General features: G+C 59.7%; 20 protein-coding genes. 18 read left to right on the top strand and 2 right to left on the bottom strand.

The window, feature by feature from the left end:
* The first annotated feature begins 82 nt into the window (after positions 1–82).
* Genes CKW14_RS09380 through CKW14_RS09365 form a run of 4 tightly spaced genes read left to right on the top strand, consistent with a single transcriptional unit; the run spans position 83 to position 4,444 of the window.
* Positions 83–553, top strand: a complete 471-nt coding sequence (locus tag CKW14_RS09380) for a (2Fe-2S)-binding protein (RefSeq protein ID WP_095048621.1) — start codon at positions 83–85, stop codon at positions 551–553.
* Positions 550–2,871: a xanthine dehydrogenase family protein molybdopterin-binding subunit gene (locus CKW14_RS09375; RefSeq protein WP_095125206.1), complete on the top strand. Its 2,322-nt coding sequence runs from the start codon at positions 550–552 to the stop codon at positions 2,869–2,871. The genes CKW14_RS09380 and CKW14_RS09375 overlap by 4 nt, the downstream gene beginning before the upstream one ends.
* The gene (locus CKW14_RS09370; protein ID WP_095125205.1) at positions 2,871–3,851 is read left to right on the top strand and encodes an XdhC family protein; all 981 of its coding nucleotides are present in this window, start codon (positions 2,871–2,873) and stop codon (positions 3,849–3,851) included. The genes CKW14_RS09375 and CKW14_RS09370 overlap by 1 nt, the downstream gene beginning before the upstream one ends.
* Positions 3,848–4,444 carry a nucleotidyltransferase family protein gene (locus CKW14_RS09365; protein WP_095125204.1) on the top strand — a complete coding sequence of 199 codons (597 nt, stop codon included), beginning with the start codon at positions 3,848–3,850 and terminating at the stop codon, positions 4,442–4,444. The genes CKW14_RS09370 and CKW14_RS09365 overlap by 4 nt, the downstream gene beginning before the upstream one ends.
* Before the next feature lie 269 nt (positions 4,445–4,713).
* Here CKW14_RS09365 and rne read toward each other — a convergent pair whose 3' ends face one another.
* Positions 4,714–7,953 carry a ribonuclease E gene (gene rne / locus CKW14_RS09360; protein ID WP_095125203.1) on the bottom strand — a complete coding sequence of 1,080 codons (3,240 nt, stop codon included), beginning with the start codon at positions 7,951–7,953 and terminating at the stop codon, positions 4,714–4,716.
* A gap of 699 nt (positions 7,954–8,652) precedes the next feature.
* Here rne and rluC point away from each other — a divergent pair.
* Genes rluC through CKW14_RS09340 form a run of 3 tightly spaced genes read left to right on the top strand, consistent with a single transcriptional unit; the run spans position 8,653 to position 11,275 of the window.
* Positions 8,653–9,612, top strand: coding sequence for a 23S rRNA pseudouridine(955/2504/2580) synthase RluC (rluC, locus tag CKW14_RS09350; RefSeq protein ID WP_034155359.1), 960 nt, complete (start codon positions 8,653–8,655; stop codon positions 9,610–9,612).
* Positions 9,599–10,255 carry an HAD-IA family hydrolase gene (locus CKW14_RS09345; protein WP_095125202.1) on the top strand — a complete coding sequence of 219 codons (657 nt, stop codon included), beginning with the start codon at positions 9,599–9,601 and terminating at the stop codon, positions 10,253–10,255. Before rluC ends, CKW14_RS09345 begins: the two co-directional genes overlap by 14 nt.
* Positions 10,256–10,285: 30 nt before the next feature.
* Positions 10,286–11,275 (top strand): S49 family peptidase, encoded by a 990-nt coding sequence (locus CKW14_RS09340; RefSeq protein ID WP_095048615.1) that lies wholly within the window; start codon positions 10,286–10,288, stop codon positions 11,273–11,275.
* Positions 11,276–11,361: 86 nt separating this feature from the next.
* Here CKW14_RS09340 and CKW14_RS09335 read toward each other — a convergent pair whose 3' ends face one another.
* Entirely contained in the window at positions 11,362–11,940 is a 579-nt protein-coding gene (locus tag CKW14_RS09335) for a nucleoside triphosphate pyrophosphatase (protein ID WP_095048614.1), read from the bottom strand.
* Between the two features lie 105 nt (positions 11,941–12,045).
* Here CKW14_RS09335 and CKW14_RS09330 point away from each other — a divergent pair, with 105 nt between their 5' ends.
* From CKW14_RS09330 to CKW14_RS09280, 11 genes are all read left to right on the top strand, one after another.
* On the top strand, positions 12,046–12,573 hold the full coding sequence (locus CKW14_RS09330; protein WP_038364482.1) for a YceD family protein: 528 nt from the start codon (positions 12,046–12,048) through the stop codon (positions 12,571–12,573).
* A gap of 13 nt (positions 12,574–12,586) precedes the next feature.
* A complete protein-coding gene (gene rpmF, locus CKW14_RS09325) occupies positions 12,587–12,769 on the top strand; it encodes a 50S ribosomal protein L32 (protein WP_003179396.1) in 183 nt (60 codons plus the stop codon).
* Positions 12,770–12,773: 4 nt separating this feature from the next.
* Entirely contained in the window at positions 12,774–13,784 is a 1,011-nt protein-coding gene (plsX, locus tag CKW14_RS09320; RefSeq protein ID WP_095125201.1) for a phosphate acyltransferase PlsX, read from the top strand.
* A gap of 122 nt (positions 13,785–13,906) precedes the next feature.
* Positions 13,907–14,845, top strand: a complete 939-nt coding sequence (gene fabD, locus CKW14_RS09315) for an ACP S-malonyltransferase (RefSeq protein WP_034155355.1) — start codon at positions 13,907–13,909, stop codon at positions 14,843–14,845.
* Positions 14,846–14,861: 16 nt separating this feature from the next.
* The gene (fabG, locus tag CKW14_RS09310; RefSeq protein WP_034155354.1) at positions 14,862–15,605 is read left to right on the top strand and encodes a 3-oxoacyl-ACP reductase FabG; all 744 of its coding nucleotides are present in this window, start codon (positions 14,862–14,864) and stop codon (positions 15,603–15,605) included.
* 196 nt (positions 15,606–15,801) lie between these two features.
* Positions 15,802–16,038: an acyl carrier protein gene (gene acpP / locus CKW14_RS09305; protein ID WP_003175607.1), complete on the top strand. Its 237-nt coding sequence runs from the start codon at positions 15,802–15,804 to the stop codon at positions 16,036–16,038.
* Positions 16,039–16,146: 108 nt separating this feature from the next.
* On the top strand, positions 16,147–17,391 hold the full coding sequence (fabF, locus tag CKW14_RS09300) for a beta-ketoacyl-ACP synthase II (RefSeq protein WP_093435430.1): 1,245 nt from the start codon (positions 16,147–16,149) through the stop codon (positions 17,389–17,391).
* On the top strand, positions 17,391–18,206 hold the full coding sequence (pabC, locus tag CKW14_RS09295; protein WP_095048611.1) for an aminodeoxychorismate lyase: 816 nt from the start codon (positions 17,391–17,393) through the stop codon (positions 18,204–18,206). Before fabF ends, pabC begins: the two co-directional genes overlap by 1 nt.
* Positions 18,207–18,209: 3 nt before the next feature.
* The gene (mltG, locus tag CKW14_RS09290) at positions 18,210–19,385 is read left to right on the top strand and encodes an endolytic transglycosylase MltG (protein ID WP_095048610.1); all 1,176 of its coding nucleotides are present in this window, start codon (positions 18,210–18,212) and stop codon (positions 19,383–19,385) included.
* Positions 19,386–19,404: 19 nt separating this feature from the next.
* Positions 19,405–20,037, top strand: a complete 633-nt coding sequence (gene tmk, locus CKW14_RS09285; protein WP_095048609.1) for a dTMP kinase — start codon at positions 19,405–19,407, stop codon at positions 20,035–20,037.
* Positions 20,030–21,013: a DNA polymerase III subunit delta' gene (locus CKW14_RS09280; RefSeq protein ID WP_064120369.1), complete on the top strand. Its 984-nt coding sequence runs from the start codon at positions 20,030–20,032 to the stop codon at positions 21,011–21,013. The genes tmk and CKW14_RS09280 overlap by 8 nt, the downstream gene beginning before the upstream one ends.
* Positions 21,014–21,024 lie beyond the last annotated feature (11 nt).

The following is a 21,024-nucleotide window of genomic DNA, read 5'->3' as shown; positions in this document are numbered from 1 at the left end:
AGTCGATCTGCGTGAACCACCGCCGATTCAACGGCGGCAGATTGCTCGACCCCATAACCACTAAAAATATGCGGGCGTGCCCATGATTACCCTGAAACTCAACGGTCAAGACCATCCTCTCGATGTCACCGAAGACATGCCGCTGTTGTGGGCGATTCGTGATGTCGCCGGTTATAACGGCACCAAGTTCGGCTGCGGCATGGGGCTGTGCGGCGCCTGCACCATTCATATCGACGGCTTGCCGGCGCGCAGTTGCATCACGCCGATCGGTTCGGTGGTCGGCCAGAACGTCACCACCATCGACAACCTGCACGCCGACCCGGTGGGGCAGGTGGTCCAGCAAGCCTGGCTCGACACCGCTGTAGCGCAATGCGGATTCTGTCAGGGCGGGCAGATCATGTCGGCTACCGCGTTGCTCAAGACCAACCCGAACCCGAGCGACGAGCAGATCGAAGAAGCCATGGTCGGTAACATTTGCCGCTGCGGCACCTACAACCGGATCAAGACTGCGATCCGCCAGGCTTCCACTCACTTGAAGGAGGCCAAGGCATGAGTCGCCTTCCGAATGATTTCGCCCTGAGCAATCTCAGCCGTCGCGGTTTCCTCAAAGGCGTCGGCGCCACCGGCGCGCTGGTGCTGGCCGCCAGTTGGGGTTGGCAGGATGCGTTGGCTGAAGACAAACCGAAGCAATTCGGCGCCGATGGCATGCCCAATGGCTGGATCGACGATCCGAAGGTCTACGTCAGCATTGCCGCTGACGGCACGGTCACTGTGGTGTGCAACCGTTCCGAGATGGGCCAGGGCGTGCGCACCAGTTTGACCATGGTTGTTGCTGATGAACTGGAAGCCGATTGGGCGCGCGTCAAAGTGCAGCAGGCGCCGGGTGATGAAGTGCGCTTCGGCAACCAGGACACCGACGGTTCGCGCAGCATGCGCCATTGGTATGAACCAATGCGGCGTTGCGGTGCGGCGGCGCGGACCATGCTTGAACAGGCCGCCGCTGCGCAGTGGAAAGTGCCGGTCGGTGAGTGCCACGCGCAACTGCACAAAGTCATTCACAAACCGTCTGGCCGTGAGCTGGGCTATGGCGAACTGGCCGCCGCAGCCAGTGCGTTGCCGGTACCGGCGCGTGACAGCCTGCGCCTCAAGCAGCCGTCGGAGTTTCGCTACATCGGCAAGGAAGGTACGAAAGCCATCGACGGCGCAGACATCGTCAACGGTCGTGCGGTATACGGCGCCGATGTGCATTTCGACGGCATGCTGTACGCAACTATCGCCCGTCCGGCGGTGTACGGCGGCAAGGTCAAATCGCTGGATGACAGCGCTGCGCTGAAAGTCCCCGGTGTGCTCAAAGTGCTGCAGATCGAAAGCCGGCCGCTGCCTTCTGAGTTTCAGCCACTGGGTGGTGTGGCCGTGGTGGCGAGCAATACCTGGGCCGCGATCAAGGGCCGTGAAGCGTTGAAAATCGAATGGGATGACGGTCCGAACGCCAGTTATGACTCGATCGCCTATCGCAAAGAGCTTGAAGCCGCCTCGCTGAAACCCGGCAAAGTGGTGCGCAACACCGGCGATATCGACAAGGCCCTGAGCGGTGCTGCAAGTACGCTTGAAGCATCCTACTACCTGCCGCATCTGGCCCAGGCACCGATGGAGCCAATGGTTGCCATCGCTCGCTACAAGGACGGCGTTTGCGAAGCGTGGGCACCGAGTCAGGCGCCGCAAGTCACCCGCGAGCGCATTGCCGAGCGTCTTGGACTGCCGTTCGACAATGTCACATTCAATGTCACCTTGCTTGGCGGTGGTTTTGGTCGCAAGTCGAAACCGGATTTCGTCGTCGAAGCGGCGATTCTCGCCAAAGAGTTCCCCGGCAAAGCCGTGCGGGTGCAGTGGACGCGTGAAGATGACATCCACAACTCGTATTTCCACACTGTGTCCGCCGAGTATCTGAAGGCTGGCGTGGGCAAGGACGGCATGCCGTCCGGCTGGTTGCATCGCACCGTGGCGCCGAGCATCACCGCGCTGTTCGCGCCGGGGATGAACCATGAAGCGGCTTTCGAGCTGGGCATGGGTTTCACCAACATGGCCTACGCGATTCCCAACGTACGCCTGGAAAACCCCGAGGCGACCGTGCACACACGGGTTGGCTGGTATCGCTCGGTGTCGAATATTCCTCATGGTTTTGCCATCCAGAGTTTCGTCGATGAGCTGGCGCACAAGGCCGGCGAGGATCCGCTCAAATACCAGATCAAACTGCTCGGCGCTGATCGGCAGATCGACCCGCGCACCTTGAGCGAAGAGTGGAACTACGGCGAATCGCCCGAGCGGTATCCGATCGATACCGGGCGCATGCGCACCGTGCTGGAAACCGCCGCGAAAGCAGCCGGTTGGGGGCGCAAACTGCCGAAGGGCCGTGGTCTGGGTCTGGCGGTGCATTACAGCTTCGTCACGTACGTGGCGGCGGTGATCGAAGTCGAGGTCAAGGACGACGGTACGCTGATCGTGCACAAGGCCGATATTGCCGTGGATTGCGGGCCGCAGATCAACCCTGAACGTATCCGTTCGCAGTTCGAAGGCGCCTGCGTGATGGGCCTGGGCAACGCAGTACTGGGCGAAATCAGCTTCAAGGACGGCAAGGTCCAGCAGGACAACTTCCACATGTACGAAGTGGCGCGCATGTCGCTGGCGCCGAAAGAAGTTGCCGTGCATCTGGTGACGCCGCCGGGCGACGTGCCCTTGGGCGGTGTCGGCGAGCCGGGCGTGCCGCCGATTGCTCCGGCCTTGTGTAACGCGATCTTTGCCGCTACTGGCAAGCGCATCCGTAATCTGCCGGTGCGTTACCAGTTGCAGGGCTGGCAGAAGGCAGAGGCGTAATGGACAGCGTCGACCTCAATGTCCTGCGCAGCGTCCTTGAATGGCGCCGCGCCGGGCAGCGGGTGGTGCTGTTCAGCGTGGTGCAGACCTGGGGCACGGCGCCCCGGGCTCCCGGCGCCATGCTCGCCTTGCGCGAGGATGGCGTGGTGATCGGTTCGGTGTCGGGCGGGTGCGTCGAGGATGACTTGATCGCCCGCCTGCACGACGGACGCATCGCCACCGATGGGCCGCCGGTGCAGTTGATCACTTATGGCGTTACACGCGAGGAGGCGGCGCGCTTTGGCTTGCCTTGTGGCGGCACGTTGCGCCTGACTGAAGAACGGATCGGCGATCCCGCGTGGGTTGCCGAGTTGCTCGCGCGGTGCGAAGCACACGAGATCGTTGCCCGTGAGTTGAACATTGAAACCGGTGAAGTGCTTCTGTCGCCGGCCAGCAAGTCCGACTCGCTGGAGTTCGACGGCAAAACCCTGCGAGCGATCTACGGGCCGCGCTGGCGCCTGCTATTGATCGGTGCCGGGCAGTTGTCGCGTTACGTGGCGGATATGGCGCGGTTGCTGGATTTTGAGGTGCTGATCTGCGATCCGCGCAGCGAATTCGTCTACGGCTGGGAAGAGCATCACGGGCGTTTCGTCTCGGGCATGCCGGATGAGGCGGTGTTGAGTATCCAGACCGACGAACGTACGGCGATTGTCGCGTTGACCCACGATCCGCGTCTGGACGATATGGCGCTGCTCACGGCGCTGGATTCTCCGGCCTTCTATGTCGGCGCTCTCGGCTCTCGGGTTAACAGCCGGAAGCGTCGGGAGAATCTTGCTCAGCTGGGCTTGTCGGTGCAGGCGATCGATCGGCTGCACGGGCCGATCGGTTTGCACATCGGCAGTCATTCGCCAGCGGAAATTGCTTTGTCCCTGTTGGCGGAGATCGTCGCAATCAAGAACGGCGTCGAGTTGAAGCAGAAGAAAAGTTTGGAGGACGCATGAGTCGATCCATTGCAGTGATTGTGCTGGCGGCGGGTGAAGGCAGCCGTTTTCGCCAGGAGGCAGGTGCCGATAAGGACAAGTTGCTGGCGGACTGCACCGGGCGTGATGGTGCAGTGCGTTCGGTGATTGAGCAGGTGCTGTTGAATCTGCCGGGCAGCCTCGACAGGCGCGTGCTGGTGACGACCGAGGCGCGGCCGCAGGCGATGCGCATGGCCCAGGCCTATGGCTGTGACGTGGTCTCGATTGAATCGACTGGAATGGGTGACAGTATTGCCGCCGGGGTCGCCGCTTGCCCTGATGCCGATGGCTGGTTGATTGTCCTTGGTGACATGCCGTTTATCTTGCCGTCGAGTATTGGGCTGGTGGTCGCGTCGATTGCTGATGATGCGGTGAGCGTGCCGGTGCAGGAAGGGGAGTTTGGTCATCCTGTGGGGTTTGGGCGGTCGTTTGGTGCGGGGTTGCAGGCTTTGAGTGGCGATCGAGGGGCTCGGCCGTTGTTCAAGCAGGGCAGGGTGGTGGAAGTGGCGGTGGATGATCCTGGGGTGTTGTGGGATATCGATGTGCCGGAGGCTTTGGTTTTTACTTCGTCTTGAGAGCTGCGTAAATTCCTGAGAGCCCCTCACCCTAACCCTCTCCCAGAGGGAGAGGGGACTGACCGAGGTGTTCTTTCGAGGTACACCGACCTGAAACTTCGAGTCGAACTCCGGCCTTGAAACACACGGAGATCTGCTCCCTTTCCCCCTCGCCCCCTCGGGGAGAGGGCTGGGGTGAGGGGGTTGGATCTAGAGTCCAGCACAAAAAATCGAGGCATAAAAAAGCCCCGCCTGAATAATCGGGCGGGGCTTTTTATTGGCTTTGGAAATTACACGAGTGGTTTAGGCTCGTGTTCTTTTTCCTCGGCCTCTTGGTGCTGCTCGACCGCGTCCTGAACGGAGCGTGGTGCTTCAGCAATCACCGACTCAACCACAGCTTCTTCAGTCACCGGGGCAGGCGCTGCCTCGACCACTTCAGCAACCACGGCTGGCTCGGCAGCGACTGGCGCAGCAGCGGCAGCCAGTTCAGCTTCCTTCTGCAGACGCTCTTCTTCACGCTTGCGACGACGCACTTCACGTGGGTCGTTTGGCGCGCGGCCGCTTGGCGTCAGAGCGCTGACCGGTGCTGCAGCTTCAACAACCGGGGCTGGCGCCTCGGTCACCACGGGTGCTGCGACAACCGGTGCTTCAACGACAGGTGCTGGTTCGGCAGCTTTACGTTCTTCAAACACTGGGGTTTCGAACACTGGCGCTTCAACAACCGGTGCTTCCACCACTGGCGCTGGGGTTTCAGCAACAGTCGGCTCGGCAACCCAGTTGAAGGCAGTCTGCTCTTCGCGAACTTCACGTACGCTTTCGGTTACGGTTTCTGCGACGGTTTCTACCACCGGCTCCGCAGCCACAACTGGCGCTGGCTCTACCTGAGGCAGGGTCTCTTGAACCGGTGCCACTTCGACTTCCGGAGCAGCAACCACTTCCACTGGCGTGGTTGCTTCAACAACCGGCGCTTCCACTGGAGCGGTTTCCTGAACAGCCGCGGTGGCGCGTTCAGCTTGCTCGTGGGCTTGTGCTTCAGCCGGTGCACTGATCACGGTGCTGGCAACAGCGGCGGTCACAGCCAGGCCAGCAGCCAGATCGGCAGTGCTTGGCGCTTCAGCGTTTTCGCCGGCTTCGGATTCTTCCGAACCTTCGATCACGTTGCCGTTGGCATCACGCTGACGCTCACGACGGTTGCTGCGACGACGCTGACCGCGCGAACGACGACGTGGGCGATCGCCTTCGGCGTTCTCCGAACCGTCTTCCGGCAGTTGCTCTTCGTTGGTGTTCACTTCTTCTTCAGCGACGGCAGCAGCGGCCTGTTCGGCACGCGGTTGACGCTCTTCACGTGGCGGACGCGGTGCGCGTTCTTCACGGGGCTGACGGGTCGGGCGTTCTTCAGCGGTAACGGCAACGTCAGCAGCAGCGGCTGGAACGGCGTCCAGTGGCTCGCGCAGTTCACGCACACGCTCTTCACGCTCGCCGCGTGGCTTGCGGTCTTCGCGCGGTGCACGTGGTGCACGTTCTTCACGCGGAGCGCGTGGTGCACGTTCTTCGCGGGCAACTGGCGCTTCGGTACGAGCTTCACGTGGTTCGCGGACTTCACGGGCTTCACGTGGCGCGCGCTCTTCGCGCGGCTCGCGTGGCGCACGTTCTTCACGTGGAGCACGTTCTTCGCGTGGCTTGCGTTCTTCATCGCGGCGACCATTACGGTTGCGGCTCTGCTGACGACCGTTGCGACGCTCTTCGTTGCGGGCCGGACGTTCGGTGGCTGGTTTTTCAACCACAACCGGAGCGGCTGGTTCTTCTTTGGTGGCGAACAGGCTGACCAGCGATTTCACCAGACCTTTGAACAGGCTTGGCTCTGGTGCAGCGACTGGAGCTGGTGCAGCAGCGACCGGGGCGGCGACTTCGGTCGGAACCGGAGCGTTGGCACGTGCCGGAGCAGTCTTGACCGCAGCTTCCTGGCGAACCAGGGTGCGGGTCGCAGCGGCTGGCTGGACTTCTTCGACTTCGGCAGCGGCAGCTGCGATTTCGTAGCTGGACTGGTTGGTCGCAGCTTCCGGGCTGTCGTCACGCAGGCGCTGAACTTCGAAATGCGGGGTTTCGAGGTGGTCGTTCGGCAGAATGATGATGCGAGCACGGGTGCGCAGTTCGATCTTGGTGATCGAGTTGCGTTTTTCGTTGAGCAGGAACGCGGCGACCGGGATCGGCACCTGGGCGCGCACTTCGGCGGTGCGGTCTTTCAGGGCTTCTTCTTCGATCAGGCGCAGGATCGCCAGCGACAGCGATTCAACGTCACGGATGATGCCGGTGCCGTTGCAACGCGGGCAAACGATACCGCTGCTTTCGCCCAGGGATGGACGCAGGCGCTGACGGGACATTTCCAGCAGGCCGAAGCGCGAGATGCGACCGATCTGCACGCGGGCACGGTCGGCTTCCAGGCATTCGCGGACTTTCTCTTCCACGGCGCGCTGGTTCTTGGCAGGGGTCATGTCGATGAAGTCGATGACGATCAGGCCGCCGATGTCGCGCAGGCGCAACTGACGGGCGATTTCTTCGGCAGCTTCAAGGTTGGTCTGCAGAGCGGTTTCTTCGATGTCGCTGCCTTTGGTGGCGCGCGCCGAGTTGATGTCGATCGACACCAGGGCTTCGGTCGGATCGATAACGATGGAGCCGCCGGAAGGCAGTTCAACGACGCGCTGGAAAGCGGTCTCGATCTGGCTTTCGATCTGGAAACGGTTGAACAGCGGCACGCTGTCTTCGTACAGCTTGATCTTGCTGGCGTATTGCGGCATAACCTGGCGAATGAAGGTCAGGGCTTCGTCCTGGGCTTCAACGCTGTCGATCAGCACTTCGCCGATGTCCTGGCGCAGGTAATCGCGGATGGCGCGGATGATCACGTTGCTTTCCTGGTAGATCAGGAATGGCGCGGAGCGATCCAGCGAGGCTTCTTTGATGGCGGTCCACAGTTGCAGCAGGTAGTCGAGGTCCCACTGCATTTCTTCGCTGCTGCGGCCAAGGCCGGCAGTGCGCACGATCAGACCCATGTCGGCTGGTGCGACCAGACCGTTCAGCGCTTCACGCAGTTCGTTGCGCTCTTCGCCTTCGATACGACGGGAGATACCGCCGGCACGCGGGTTGTTCGGCATCAGCACGAGGTAACGACCGGCCAGGCTGATGAAGGTGGTCAGGGCTGCGCCCTTGTTGCCACGTTCTTCTTTTTCGACCTGAACGATGACTTCCTGGCCTTCGCTCAGGACGTCCTTGATGTTGACGCGGCCTTCAGGGGCTTTCTTGAAGTATTCGCGGGAGATTTCTTTGAGGGGCAGGAAGCCGTGGCGCTCGGAGCCGAAATCGACAAAGGCAGCCTCAAGGCTTGGTTCGATGCGAGTGATGCGGCCTTTATAGATGTTGGCCTTCTTCTGCTCGCGTGCACCGGATTCGATGTCCAGGTCGTAGAGGCGTTGGCCATCTACCAGTGCAACACGCAACTCTTCGGGTTGAGTTGCGTTAATCAGCATTCTTTTCATGTAGTACCGTCGGTTTCCGGGCTGCCGGAAACGGCGTTCGGCACACACGACTTCTCACGGTCGGTGTCAGGTGCGTCGGGAGTGGTTGGCCATTCCCGTGTCCAGCGATATGCGGCCAATTGGGCCGATATAGCGACGTACGCGTCCTGCTTGCTGTGGCTACTTAAGCACTCAGTCAGGAGGAGGAATCAACCAGCGGCTGTGGACGAGATGAAGCGTCTTGATAAAGCCTATTGCTACACAGTCCAGCGGTTGTGCATCTCCACCCTACACGTATCCCTGATAATTCGGGTGCTGCCGCGCGCAGAATCCGCAGCGGGTTGGCATTTACCGTGAGCTCCGAAAGGGGAGGTCACGCATCATGGCTAATTCAGGCGTTGTTTCCGAAGCATTCGCTCGGGGTCATCTGTAGCTGACTGCACTTTGTGAACTGGCCTTGAATGTGTGCCTATCAGGCGAGTAAAAACTCTGCTCGACGGTGTAATTCAGGCCTCATGTCACCTGCGCTTGTTACAACTGCAAACTCCACCGTTACGTAGCGAAAGCCCCGTAGGACGGCCTCGCGTCCTGGTGAATTGCGTTGGTCAGGGCCGGTTTTTGACCGTGGTTCCTCTGTCCAGGCCGCTTTTGGCGGCGTTCGCGACTATAGCAGCAATGATTAAGTGCTTCAATTCCATAAAAATTGTTATCATCCGCGGCATGACAACTACTGCCCCTTCGACTCCAGGCGTTCAATTGCTTGAAGTCTCGCCGGAGTATGCCGGCCAACGAATCGACAATTTTCTCCTCGCCCGGCTCAAAGGCGTGCCCAAGACCTTGATTTACCGCATTTTGCGTAAAGGCGAAGTGCGTGTGAACAAAGGTCGGATCAAGCCCGAATACAAGCTGCAGGCCGGTGATATCGTGCGCGTGCCGCCGGTTCGCGTGCCTGAGCGCGATGAGCCGGTGCCGCTGGCGCAGGGTCTGTTGCAGCGCCTGGAAGCTTCGATTGTCTTCGAAGACAAAGCCCTGATCGTGATCAATAAGCCCGCCGGCATTGCGGTTCACGGCGGTAGTGGCTTGAACTTCGGCGTGATCGAAGCCTTTCGTCAGTTGCGTCCCGATGCCAAAGAGCTGGAGCTGGTGCACCGTCTCGACCGTGATACCTCCGGCCTGCTGATGATCGCGAAAAAGCGCAGCATGTTGCGCCACTTGCACGAGCAATTGCGCGGCGATGGCGTCGACAAGCGCTACATGGCGCTGGTCCGCGGCAACTGGGCGACCTCGATCAAGAAAGTCAGTGCGCCATTGCTCAAGAGCAATCTGCGTTCCGGTGAGCGCATGGTCGAAGTCAATGACGAGGGCAAAGAAGCCCTGACCATGTTCAAAGTGCTGCGCCGCTTTGGTGACTTCGCCACCATGGTCGAGGCTAAACCGGTGACCGGTCGCACCCACCAGATTCGCGTGCATACCTTGCATGCCGGTCATTGCATTGCTGGCGACAGCAAGTATGGCGATGAGGATTTCACCAAGGAAATCCGTGATCTGGGCGGCAAGCGCCTGTTCCTGCACGCCTACATGCTGACCGTGCCGCTGCCCGATGGCGGCAAGCTGACCTTGCAGGCGCCGGTCGATGAAATGTGGGCCAAGACCGTGGAGCGATTGAGTGCGCCCATCTGATTACAAACTGCTGATTTTCGATTGGGACGGCACCCTGGCAGATTCCATTCATCGGATTGTCGAAGCCATGCATTCGGCGTCCGGGCGCTCCGGTTTCGAGTTGCGCGACGACTTTGCTGTCAAAGGCATTATCGGTTTGGGCTTGCCCGAGGCGATTCGCACGCTGTATCCCGAGATCAGTGACGCCGAAATGACCGCGTTTCGCGAGTATTACGCCGATCACTACATCGCCGCAGAAGCTGTGCCTTCGCCGTTGTTCGAAGGCGTAGTCGAGTCGATGGCGTCCTTTCGCGAGCAGGGTTATCACCTCGCGGTGGCGACCGGCAAGAATCGTCGCGGACTGGATCGAGTGCTCAAGGCTAATGGCTGGGAAGATTATTTCGATATCACCCGCGCTGCCGATGAAACTGCGAGCAAGCCGCACCCTCTGATGCTGGAGCAGATCCTTGCTCATTGTGGTGTGCGCCCGGAGCAGGCCTTGATGGTCGGCGATTCGTCCTTCGATCTGTTGATGGCGCGTAATGCGGGGATGGATTCGGTCGCGGTCAGTTATGGCGCGCAATCGATCGAATCGCTGCAACAATTCGAGCCACGTCTGTCGATCGACCGTTTTTCCGAATTGCATGCCTGGCTGGGGAAGTAGGCCTAATACGTTTTTGCTGGGGTGGATGGCATGACCGACGAATGGAAAGCACCGGCCAAGGCAAGTGCCGACGGCGGTGACGAAAAAAGCTGGAAGCTGTTGGAAAAGACTCTGCTGGCTGGTGTTCAGGAACAGCGTCGTTCGCGGCGTTGGGGGATTTTCTTCAAGCTGCTGACGTTTGTTTATCTGTTTGTGGCGCTGATCCTGTTCACGCCGCTGATGGACATGGAAAAGAGCGCCACGCGCGGGCCGAACTACACCGCGTTGATCGACGTCACCGGCATGATCGCCGACAAAGAGCCCGCCAGTGCCGACAACATTGTTGGCAGCCTGCGGGCGGCGTTCGAGGACAAGAAGGTCAAAGGCGTGATCCTGCGCATCAACAGTCCTGGCGGCAGTCCGGTGCAATCGGGTTATGTGTATGACGAGATCAAGCGTCTGCGCGGTCTGCATCCGGAGATCAAGCTTTACGCGGTGATTTCCGATCTGGGCGCCTCCGGTGCTTATTACATTGCCAGTGCGGCGGATCAGATCTATGCCGACAAGGCGAGTCTGGTTGGCTCGATTGGTGTGACGGCGGCCGGTTACGGCTTTGTCGGCACCATGGAGAAACTGGGTGTCGAGCGTCGCACGTACACCTCGGGCGAGCATAAGTCGTTCCTTGACCCGTTCCAGCCGCAGAAGTCTGATGAAACGGCGTTCTGGCAAACGGTGCTGGACACCACGCACAAGCAGTTCATCAACAGCGTCAAGCAGGGCCGTGGCGATCGTCTGAAAGACAAAGAGCATCCGGAGCTGTTCTCCGGGCTGGTCTGGTCGGGTGAGCAAGCGCTGCCGCTGGGCTTGATCGATGGTCTGGGCAATGCCAGTTCGGTGGCGCGTGATGTGATTGGCGAGAAAGAGCTGGTCGACTTCACCGTTCAGGAGTCGCCGTTCGATCGTTTCTCGAAGAAGCTCGGTGCCAGCGTGGCAGAGCAATTGGCGATGTGGATGGGTTTCCACGGACCTTCGTTGCGTTAGTTCGTTGTAAAGATCAAAAGATCGCAGCCTGCGGTAGCTCCTACAGAGATCGGTGTAGGAGTTGCCGCAGGCTGCGATCTTTTGCTTTAAGGCATCTGTACGCCTTCAACCAGTAGCATGTCGATCAGGCGAATCAGCGGCAGGCCGATCAGGCTGGTGGCATCAGGGCCTTCGGTAGATTGAAACAGGCTCACACCGAGGCCTTCCGCCTTGAAGCTGCCTGCGCAGTCGTAAGGCTGTTCAATGCGCAAATAGCGTTCGATGCTTGCCTGATCCAGCGTGCGCATGTGGACCGTGAACGGCACGCAATCGACCTGGCACTGGTCGGTCTGACTGTTAAGCAGCGCAAGGCCGGTCAGGAATGTCACGCTGGCGCCACTGGCGGCCATCAGTTGCTCGCGCGCCTTCTCAAAGGTGTGCGGCTTGCCGATGATCTGCTCGCCGAGCACGGCAACCTGGTCCGAGCCGATAATCAGATGGGCGGGATAGCTGTCAGCCAATGCCCGGGCTTTTTGTTCGGCGAGGCGCTTGACCAGTTCGATCGCCGATTCGCCCGGGCGGTGACTTTCATCGATATCCGGCGAGCTGCAGACGAACGGCAGGTGCAGGCGGGCGAGCAATTCCCGACGATAGGTCGAGCTTGAAGCGAGTAATAAAGGCAGCATTCGCGTCTCCTGAGGCAGGTGCGAATTCTAGCGGAGGCACGCAAGTGACGGACAGGGCACAATTTCCTTTGACATGGGTGGGTGCATCCCTATAATGCTGCGCCTATGTTGAATGACCCGATTCCACCTCACGTTGACCCGCGCAAATTGGCTGACCGTGGCACCACCCTTCAAGGTGAACTGCTGCTGGCCGATTTGAAGAGACTCTGCGACCCGCTTTCCGACGATGTCGGTACGGTGCAGGCGAAATTCGTTTTTGAACGAGATGAACGTAAATCTGTGGTGATCCACAGCTTTATCGACACCGAGGTCAAAATGGTTTGCCAGCGTTGTCTTGAGCTGGTCACCCTGCCGATCCACAGCGAATGCAGTTACGCTGTAGTGAAGGAGGGTGCGAATACCCAGTCGTTACCGAAAGGTTATGACGTGCTGGAACTGGGCGAAGATCCATTGGATCTGCAGTCACTGGTCGAGGAAGAGCTTTTGCTTGCCTTGCCTATTGTGCCTGCTCATCATCCGGAAGAATGCCAGCAGCCGGCGGGAGCAGATGAGCCCGAACCGAGCGAGGACGAGGTAACGCGGTCCAACCCGTTCAGTGTATTGGCGCAGTTAAAGCGTGACCCAAACGTTTAGGAGTTAATCAATTATGGCTGTTCAGCAGAACAAAAAATCCCGCTCTGCCCGTGACATGCGCCGTTCGCACGACGCTCTCGAGGCTAGCACCCTGTCTGTAGAAAAAACCACTGGTGAAGTTCACCTGCGTCACCACGTATCGCCAGAAGGCGTATACCGTGGCCGTAAAGTGATCGACAAGGGCGCTGACGAGTAATCACTTGTCCGCTCAAGTCATCGCGATTGACGCAATGGGCGGGGACTTCGGTCCCCGCAGCATTGTTCAGGCCAGCCTTGCTTGCCTGTCTGCTACGCCCTCGCTGCACCTCACCCTCGTCGGTCAACCCTCCCTTCTTGAAGAATTGATCCACGGCCAATCGGCTGCCGATCGCGCGCGCCTGACGATTGTTGCGGCCAGCGAAGTCATCACCATGGACGAAAAACCGACCCAGGCGTTGCGTGGCAAGCCGGACTCGTCGATGCGTGTCGCCCTTGAGCTGGTGCGTGACGGCAAGGCTCAGGCCTGTGTCAGCGCCGGCAATACCGGTGCGTTGATGGCGCTGTCACGATTCGTGCTGAAGACGCTGCCCGGTATCGATCGGCCGGCAATGGTGGCGGCTATCCCGACGCAGAAGGGTTATTGCCAGTTGCTTGATCTGGGCGCCAACGTCGATTGCAGCGCCGAGCATTTGCTGCAATTTGCGGTAATGGGCTCGGTGGCGGCGCAGACGCTGGGCATCCATCGCCCGCGCGTCGCGCTGCTGAACATCGGCACCGAAGACATTAAGGGCAATCAGCAGGTCAAGCTGGCTGCGACGCTGTTGCAGGCTGCCCGTGGCATCAATTACATCGGCTTTATCGAAGGCGACGGTTTGTATCGCGGCGAGGCGGATGTTGTGGTGTGTGATGGTTTCGTCGGCAACATCCTGCTCAAGTCCAGCGAAGGTCTGGCGACGATGATTGCTGCGCGTATCGAGGCGCTGTTCAAAAAGAATCTGGCCTCTCGTGTCGTGGGGGCGTTGGCGTTGCCGCTGATGAAGCGTTTGCAGGCGGATCTGGCGCCGGCGCGACATAACGGCGCAAGCTTTCTCGGCTTGCAGGGTATCGTGGTGAAAAGCCACGGTTCGGCCGGTGTTCAGGGCTTTCAGAGTGCTATTTCCCGTGCGCTGATCGAGATTCAGGAAAATCTTCCCGAGCGTCTCCATGGTCGTCTGGAGGATTTGTTGTCTTAGGCGTTTTCGTCGGACAATGCTTAAATGTGACCGCCCGGTTCAAAGGGCCATCCAACTGTCAGTTTCTTGCGTCCCCAGTGGGGCGCCATTTTCCGACGACAAGATCATTAGGGGCTTGTTACATGTCTGCTTCCCTCGCATTCGTCTTTCCAGGACAAGGTTCGCAGTCCCTCGGCATGCTGGCCGAGCTGGGCGCGGAATATCCGTTGATCCTCGAAACTTTCAAAGAAGCCTCTGAGGCTCTGGGCTATGACCTGTGGGCGCTGACCCAGCAGGGCCCGGAAGAGCTGCTCAATCAAACCGATAAAACCCAACCGGCCATTCTGACCGCTTCGATCGCTCTGTGGCGTTTGTGGCTGGCGGAAGGTGGTGCGCGTCCGGCCTTTGTTGCCGGTCACAGCCTGGGTGAATACAGCGCGCTGGTTGCTGCCGGCAGCCTGACACTGGCTGATGCGGTGAAGCTCGTCGAGCGTCGCGGTCAGTTGATGCAGGAAGCTGTTCCGGCCGGGCAGGGCGGCATGGCTGCCATCCTCGGCCTGGAAGATGCCGATGTGCTGGCTGCCTGCGCCGAAGCGGCGCAAGGTGAAGTGGTCAGCGCGGTCAATTTCAACTCGCCGGGCCAAGTGGTCATTGCCGGTGCCAAGGCTGCCGTCGAGCGCGCGATCGAAGGCTGCAAGGCGCGTGGCGCCAAGCGTGCCATGCCGTTGCCGGTGAGCGTGCCGTCGCACTGCGAGCTGATGCGTCCGGCCGCTGAGCGCTTCGCCGAATCCATCGCCGCCATTGACTGGCAGGCACCGCAGATCCCGGTGGTACAGAACGTCAGCGCGCAAGTGCCGGCCGATCTGGAAACCCTCAAGCGTGATCTGCTCGAACAACTGTACAAGCCAGTGCGCTGGGTCGAGTCGGTACAGACCCTGGCCGCCAAAGGCGCGACCAATCTGGTCGAGTGCGGCCCGGGCAAAGTCCTGGCCGGCCTGAACAAACGTTGCGCCGAAGGCGTGGCGACTTCCAACCTCAATACCCCAGACGCTTTCGCTGCCGCTCGCGCAGCGCAAGCCTGAATCAGGAGAAACTTGCATGAGTCTGCAAGGTAAAGTTGCACTGGTCACCGGTGCAAGCCGCGGCATCGGCCAGGCTATCGCACTGGAGCTGGGTCGTCAGGGCGCCATCGTCATTGGCACCGCGACTTCCGCTTCGGGCGCCGAGCGTATCGCTGCGACCCTGAAGGAAAACGGTATTCAGGGCGCCGGCTTCGAACTCAATGTCACCAGCGATGAATCGGTCAGTGCAGTGCTGGCGGGTATTCAGGAACAGTTCGGTGCGCCGGTGGCAATCCTGGTCAATAATGCCGGCATCACCCGCGATAACCTGATGATGCGCATGAAAGACGACGAGTGGTACGACGTAATCGATACCAACCTGAACAGTCTGTATCGCCTGTCCAAGGGCGTTCTGCGCGGTATGACCAAGGCGCGCTGGGGTCGAATTATCAGTATTGGCTCGGTGGTGGGTGCCATGGGCAACGCAGGCCAAGTAAACTATGCAGCCGCCAAGGCCGGTCTGGAAGGTTTCAGCCGTGCAATGGCGCGTGAAGTCGGTTCGCGTTCGATTACGGTCAACTCGGTAACCCCAGGGTTTATCGACACCGATATGACGCGCGAACTGCCTGAAGCACAGCGTGAAGCCTTGCAGACGCAGATTCCGCTGGGTCGTCTGGGGCAAGCTCAAGAGATCGCGTCTGTGGTCGCTTTTCTTGCATCCGACGGTGCGGCATACGTCACTGGGGCTACAATCCCGGTGAACGGTGGGATGTACATGTAAGTAAAATGTGACGGATTGCTTCAAAAAAATGTCATACGAGCTGTCTAAAATCCGTTATAAAGCTGCAATCTATTTATAGGCAGAGGGCTGCAGGGTTTGAGGAGTGAAGCTTTCAGTTGAAAAACTGAAAAGTCTTTCTATACACTTACCCACTGGCCAGCTGCCTGAATTTGTCCATTAGGAGTGAAAACAAGGTATGAGCACCATCGAAGAGCGCGTCAAGAAAATCGTTGCCGAGCAACTGGGTGTTAAAGAAGAAGAAGTGGTCAACACTGCTTCCTTCGTAGAAGACCTGGGTGCCGACTCCCTTGACACCGTTGAGCTGGTGATGGCTCTGGAAGAGGAATTCGAGACCGAAATCCCTGACGAAGAAGCTGAGAAGATCACTACTGTACAAGCTGCAATCGACTACGTTACTAGCCACCAGGCGTAATAGTTTGTAATCGTTGTTTGCTGTCATGGAAAAACCGCACTGCCATCATGGCGTGCGGTTTTTTCTTTAGGCCTGATGCAAAATCGTCATTTGAAAAAGGAGAGTGCTGTGTCGCGTAGACGCGTCGTAGTCACCGGTATGGGTATGTTGTCGCCACTGGGCACGGATGTGCCGAGCAGTTGGCAGGGCATTCTGGCTGGCCGCAGTGGCATTGGTCTGATCGAACACACCGACCTTTCTGCCTATTCCACCCGCTTTGGCGGCTCGGTAAAGGGCTTCAATGTCGAGGAATACCTGTCGGTCAAGGAAGCGCGCAAGCTCGACCTGTTCATTCAGTACGGTCTCGCTGCCGGCTTTCAGGCTGTACGCAACGCTGGTCTGGAAGTCACCGACGCCAACCGTGAACGCATTGGCGTGGCCATGGGTTCGGGGATCGGCGGTCTGACCAACATCGAAGAAACCAGCCGTACCCTGCATGAGACGGGCCCGCGTCGAATCTCGCCATTCTTCGTACCTGGCTCGATCATCAATATGATTTCCGGTTTCCTGTCCATCCACCTGGGGGCACAGGGACCTAACTACGCCATCGCCACTGCATGTACCACCGGTACGCACTGCATCGGCATGGCGGCACGCAACATCATGTACGACGAAGCCGACGTGATGATTGCCGGCGGTGCCGAAATGGCCGCATGCGGTCTGGGCATGGGTGGCTTCGGCGCGTCCCGTGCGCTGTCGACCCGCAATGACGAACCGACCCGCGCCAGCCGTCCATGGGATAAGGGCCGTGATGGTTTCGTCCTGTCCGACGGTGCCGGTGCACTGGTTCTCGAAGAGCTGGAACACGCCAAGGCGCGCGGTGCGACCATCTATGCTGAACTCATCGGCTTTGGCACCAGTGGCGACGCGTTCCACATGACCTCGCCACCTGCCGACGGCGCCGGTGCAGCACGCTGCATCACCAACGCGCTGCGCGATGCGAAGATCAACGCCGATCAAGTGCAATACATCAACGCTCACGGTACTTCGACTTCGGCCGGCGACCTCGCCGAAGCCAATGCGATCAAGACCGTGTTCGGTGATCACGCCTACAAACTGGCAGTGAGCTCGACCAAATCGATGACCGGTCACCTGTTAGGTGCGGCGGGCGCGGTTGAAGCGATCTTCAGCGTTCTTGCGATCAACAGCCAAGTGGCACCGCCGACCATCAACCTCGATGAGCCGGATGAAGGCTGCGATCTCGATTTCGTGCCGCACACTGCGCGCAACATGGACATCGATGTCGTGCTGTCCAACTCCTTCGGTTTTGGCGGCACCAACGGCACCTTGGCGTTCCGTCGGTTCGCAGGCTGATGGACAGCTGGGTCGACGGTCAACCGGCTGACGCTCTGTCGCTGAAAGATCGCGGCCTGGCTTACGGCGACGGTCTGTTCGAGACCATCGCCGTGCGTGATGGACAGCCGATCCTGCTGGATCGGCACCTGACGCGTCTGGCCGATGGCTGTTCGCGTCTGGCCATCGCCGCCGATATCGAACGGGTTCGCCACGAGCTGCTGAGTTATGCGGCAGCGATGGGCGAGGGTGTACTCAAGCTGATCCTCACCCGTGGCGACGGTCTGCGCGGTTATGCACCTGATCCGGCGGCGCCTGGCCGACGTATTCTGCAAGGCAATCCTCCGGCAGCTTATCCCGCTGTGCATACTGAACAAGGCATTCGCCTGTTTCCGTGCAACACGCGACTCTCCAGACAGCCTTTACTGGCTGGACTCAAACACCTCAATCGACTGGAACAAGTCATCGCCCGTGCCGAATGGCAGGACAGCGAGCACGCCGAAGGCTTGATGCTTGATCAAGCCGGTCGAGTGATCGAAGGGGTGTTCAGTAATGTGTTTCTGGTGCGCGACGGTGTATTGATCACGCCGGATCTGAAACGCTGCGGCGTTGCCGGTGTGATGCGCGCCGAAATATTGTTTCAGGCCGAGTCACTGGCCATTCCCACGCAGATCGCCGACATCAGCCTCGAACAGCTGCAATGGGCCGATGAAGTGTTTGTCTGCAACAGCGTGTATGGCGTCTGGCCGGTACGCGCCTACGCTGCACTGAGCTGGCCGGTTGGCCCGCTCACCCGTAAACTGCAAACCATTGCCCGCGCCCTACTGGATGCCTGATTTGTGAGACGTAAACTTTTGCTGCTGCTGGAAACCGGACTGGTTCTGGCAGGGCTGTTGATGGGCGCCAGCGCCTGGAAGATTCACTCCGCACTGGAACAGCCTCTGAACATCACGCAGGAAGAACTGCTGGATGTGCCGAAAGGCTCCACTCCGACCCGTACGTTCCTTTCCCTCGAAACCGATGGCGTCATCAAGGACGCATTCTGGTTGCGAGTCTATTGGCGCTTCAATCTCGCCGGTACACCGATCCATAGCGGCGAATACCGTATGCAGCCGGGCATGACCGTCAACGGTCTGATCGACTTGTGGAAGCGCGGTGAAGTGGTCCAGTACAGCCTGACGCTGGTCGAGGGCTGGAATTTCCATCAAGTGCGCGCGGCGTTGGCCAAAGACGATAAGGTCGAGCAGACCCTCAACGGTTTGAGCGACAGCGACGTCATGGCGAAGATTGGTCATAAAGGGTTGTTCCCGGAGGGCCGTTTCTTCCCGGACACTTACCGCTTTGTGCGCGGCATGTCCGATGCCGAACTGCTGAAGAAAGCCTTTGATCGCCTCGATGAAGTGCTGGCGAAAGAGTGGGAAAGTCGTTCTGCCGATGTGCCGTACAGCGAACCCTATCAAGCGCTGATCATGGCGTCGCTGGTCGAGAAGGAAACCGGTGTGCCGCAGGAACGGGGGCAGATTGCCGGCGTCTTCGTACGTCGAATGGCGCTGGGCATGCAGCTGCAAACCGACCCGACCGTCATCTATGGTCTGGGCGATCGCTACACCGGCAAGCTGACTCGGGCGCATTTGAAAGAGCCGACGCCTTACAACACCTACGTAATTCCCGGCCTGCCGCCGACACCGATTGCGATGGTCGGGCGCGAAGCAATTCATGCGGCGCTGAACCCGGTGGATGGCACCAGCCTGTACTTCGTTGCGCGTGGCGATGGCAGCCATGTGTTCTCCGATGATCTGGATGCGCACAATAATGCGGTGCGTGAGTACCAGCTCAAACGCCGTGCCGATTACCGTTCCAGCCCTGCGCCGGCGACAACGCCTGAAACCGCTCCCGCTCCTGAAGAGGCGATTCCCGCTGCCTCTCCGGATACAGCGCCGGAATCGTTGCCACAAATTGCGCCTCAGGAATCTGCGCCGGCTCCAGAAGCTGCCGCCCCACAAAACACGCAATGACTTTGATTAAGGACTGCCTGTGACTGGCTTGTTTATTACCCTGGAAGGCCCGGAAGGCGCCGGCAAAAGCACTAACCGCGAATACCTTGCCGAGCGCCTGCGCGCCGCCGGTATCGAAGTGGTGCTGACCCGCGAGCCGGGTGGCACGCCATTGGCCGAGCGGATTCGCGACGTGCTGCTGGCGCCGGCCGACGAGGTCATGAACCCGGACGCCGAGTTGTTGCTGGTATTCGCCGCGCGCGCTCAGCACCTGGCTGAAGTGATTCGACCGGCGCTGGCCCGGGGGGCGGTAGTGCTTTGTGATCGTTTCACCGATTCGACTTACGCCTATCAGGGCGGCGGTCGCGGTTTGTCGCTGGAGCGCATCGCCACACTGGAAACGTTCGTGCAGGGCGACCTGCGTCCGGATCTGACGCTGATTTTCGATCTGCCGGTAGAAATCGGCCTGGCCCGCGCCAGTGCCCGTGGCCGTCTGGATCGTTTCGAACTGGAAGGCCGGGCGTTTTTCGAGGCTGTACGCAATGCGTTTCTGAAGCGCGCCGAAGCCGATCCCGCGCGCTATGTGCGCATCGATGCTGGTCAGCCACTGGCCAAGGTTCAACAATCGCTGGATACCCTGATTCCGAATTTGCTGGAGCTGGCCCGTGGCTGAGGCCTATCCATGGCAGGACAGCCTCTGGCAGCAACTGGCCGGGCGTAAGCAGCACGCCCACGCCTATCTGCTGCATGGCCCGGCCGGCATCGGCAAACGTGCGCTGGCCGAACGCTTGATGGCCAGCCTGTTGTGCCAGCGGCCGACGCCGCAAGCCTGCGGCGAGTGTAAATCCTGCCTGCTGCTCAAGGCCGGCAGTCACCCCGATAATTACATTCTCGAACCGGAAGAAGCCGATAAGGCGATCAAGGTCGATCAGGTCCGCGATCTGGTCAGCTTCGTGGTGCAGACCGCGCAACTGGGCGGGCGCAAAGTGGTGCTGATCGAGCCGGTCGAGTCGATGAACATCAATGCCGCCAACGCCTTGCTCAAGAGCCTTGAAGAGCCTTCCGGCGATACCGTTCTGCTGTTGGTCAGCCACCAGACCAGTCGCTTGCTGCCAACGATCAAGAGCCGTTGCGTGCAGCAGGCCTGTCCGCTGCCGGGCGAGGCGATGAGCCTGCAATGGCTGGCTCAGGCGCTGCCGGACTGCTCCGAAGACGAACGTGTCGAACTGCTGACGCTGGCCGCCGGCTCACCGTTGATGGCGGTCAGTCTGCAATCCCAGGGCGTGCGTGAACAACGCGCGCAAGTGGTCGAGGGCGTGAAGAAGTTGCTCAAGCAACAGCAATCGCCGACGCAACTGGCTGAGGAGTGGAAAAGCATTCCGATGCTGCGTCTGTTTGACTGGTTCTGCGATTGGTCGAGCCTGATCCTGCGTTATCAACTGACTCAGGATGAAGCCGGCCTCGGCCTGACCGACATGCGCAAAGTCGTGCAATACCTGGCGCAGAAAAGTGCGCAAGGCAAAGTCCTCGAGATTCAGGACTGGATTCTCGCTCAGCGGCAGAAGGTCATGAGCAAAGCCAACCTCAATCCGGCCTTGCTGCTGGAAGCGTTGTTGGTGCAATGGGCGGGATTGCCTGGTCAAAGATAAGAATGTGTACC

The organism is Pseudomonas sp. Irchel s3a12, from assembly GCF_900187485.1.
In the GTDB taxonomy this organism is placed as follows: domain Bacteria; phylum Pseudomonadota; class Gammaproteobacteria; order Pseudomonadales; family Pseudomonadaceae; genus Aquipseudomonas; species Aquipseudomonas neuropathica.
This window is presented reverse-complemented; position numbering and strand designations above follow the sequence as displayed.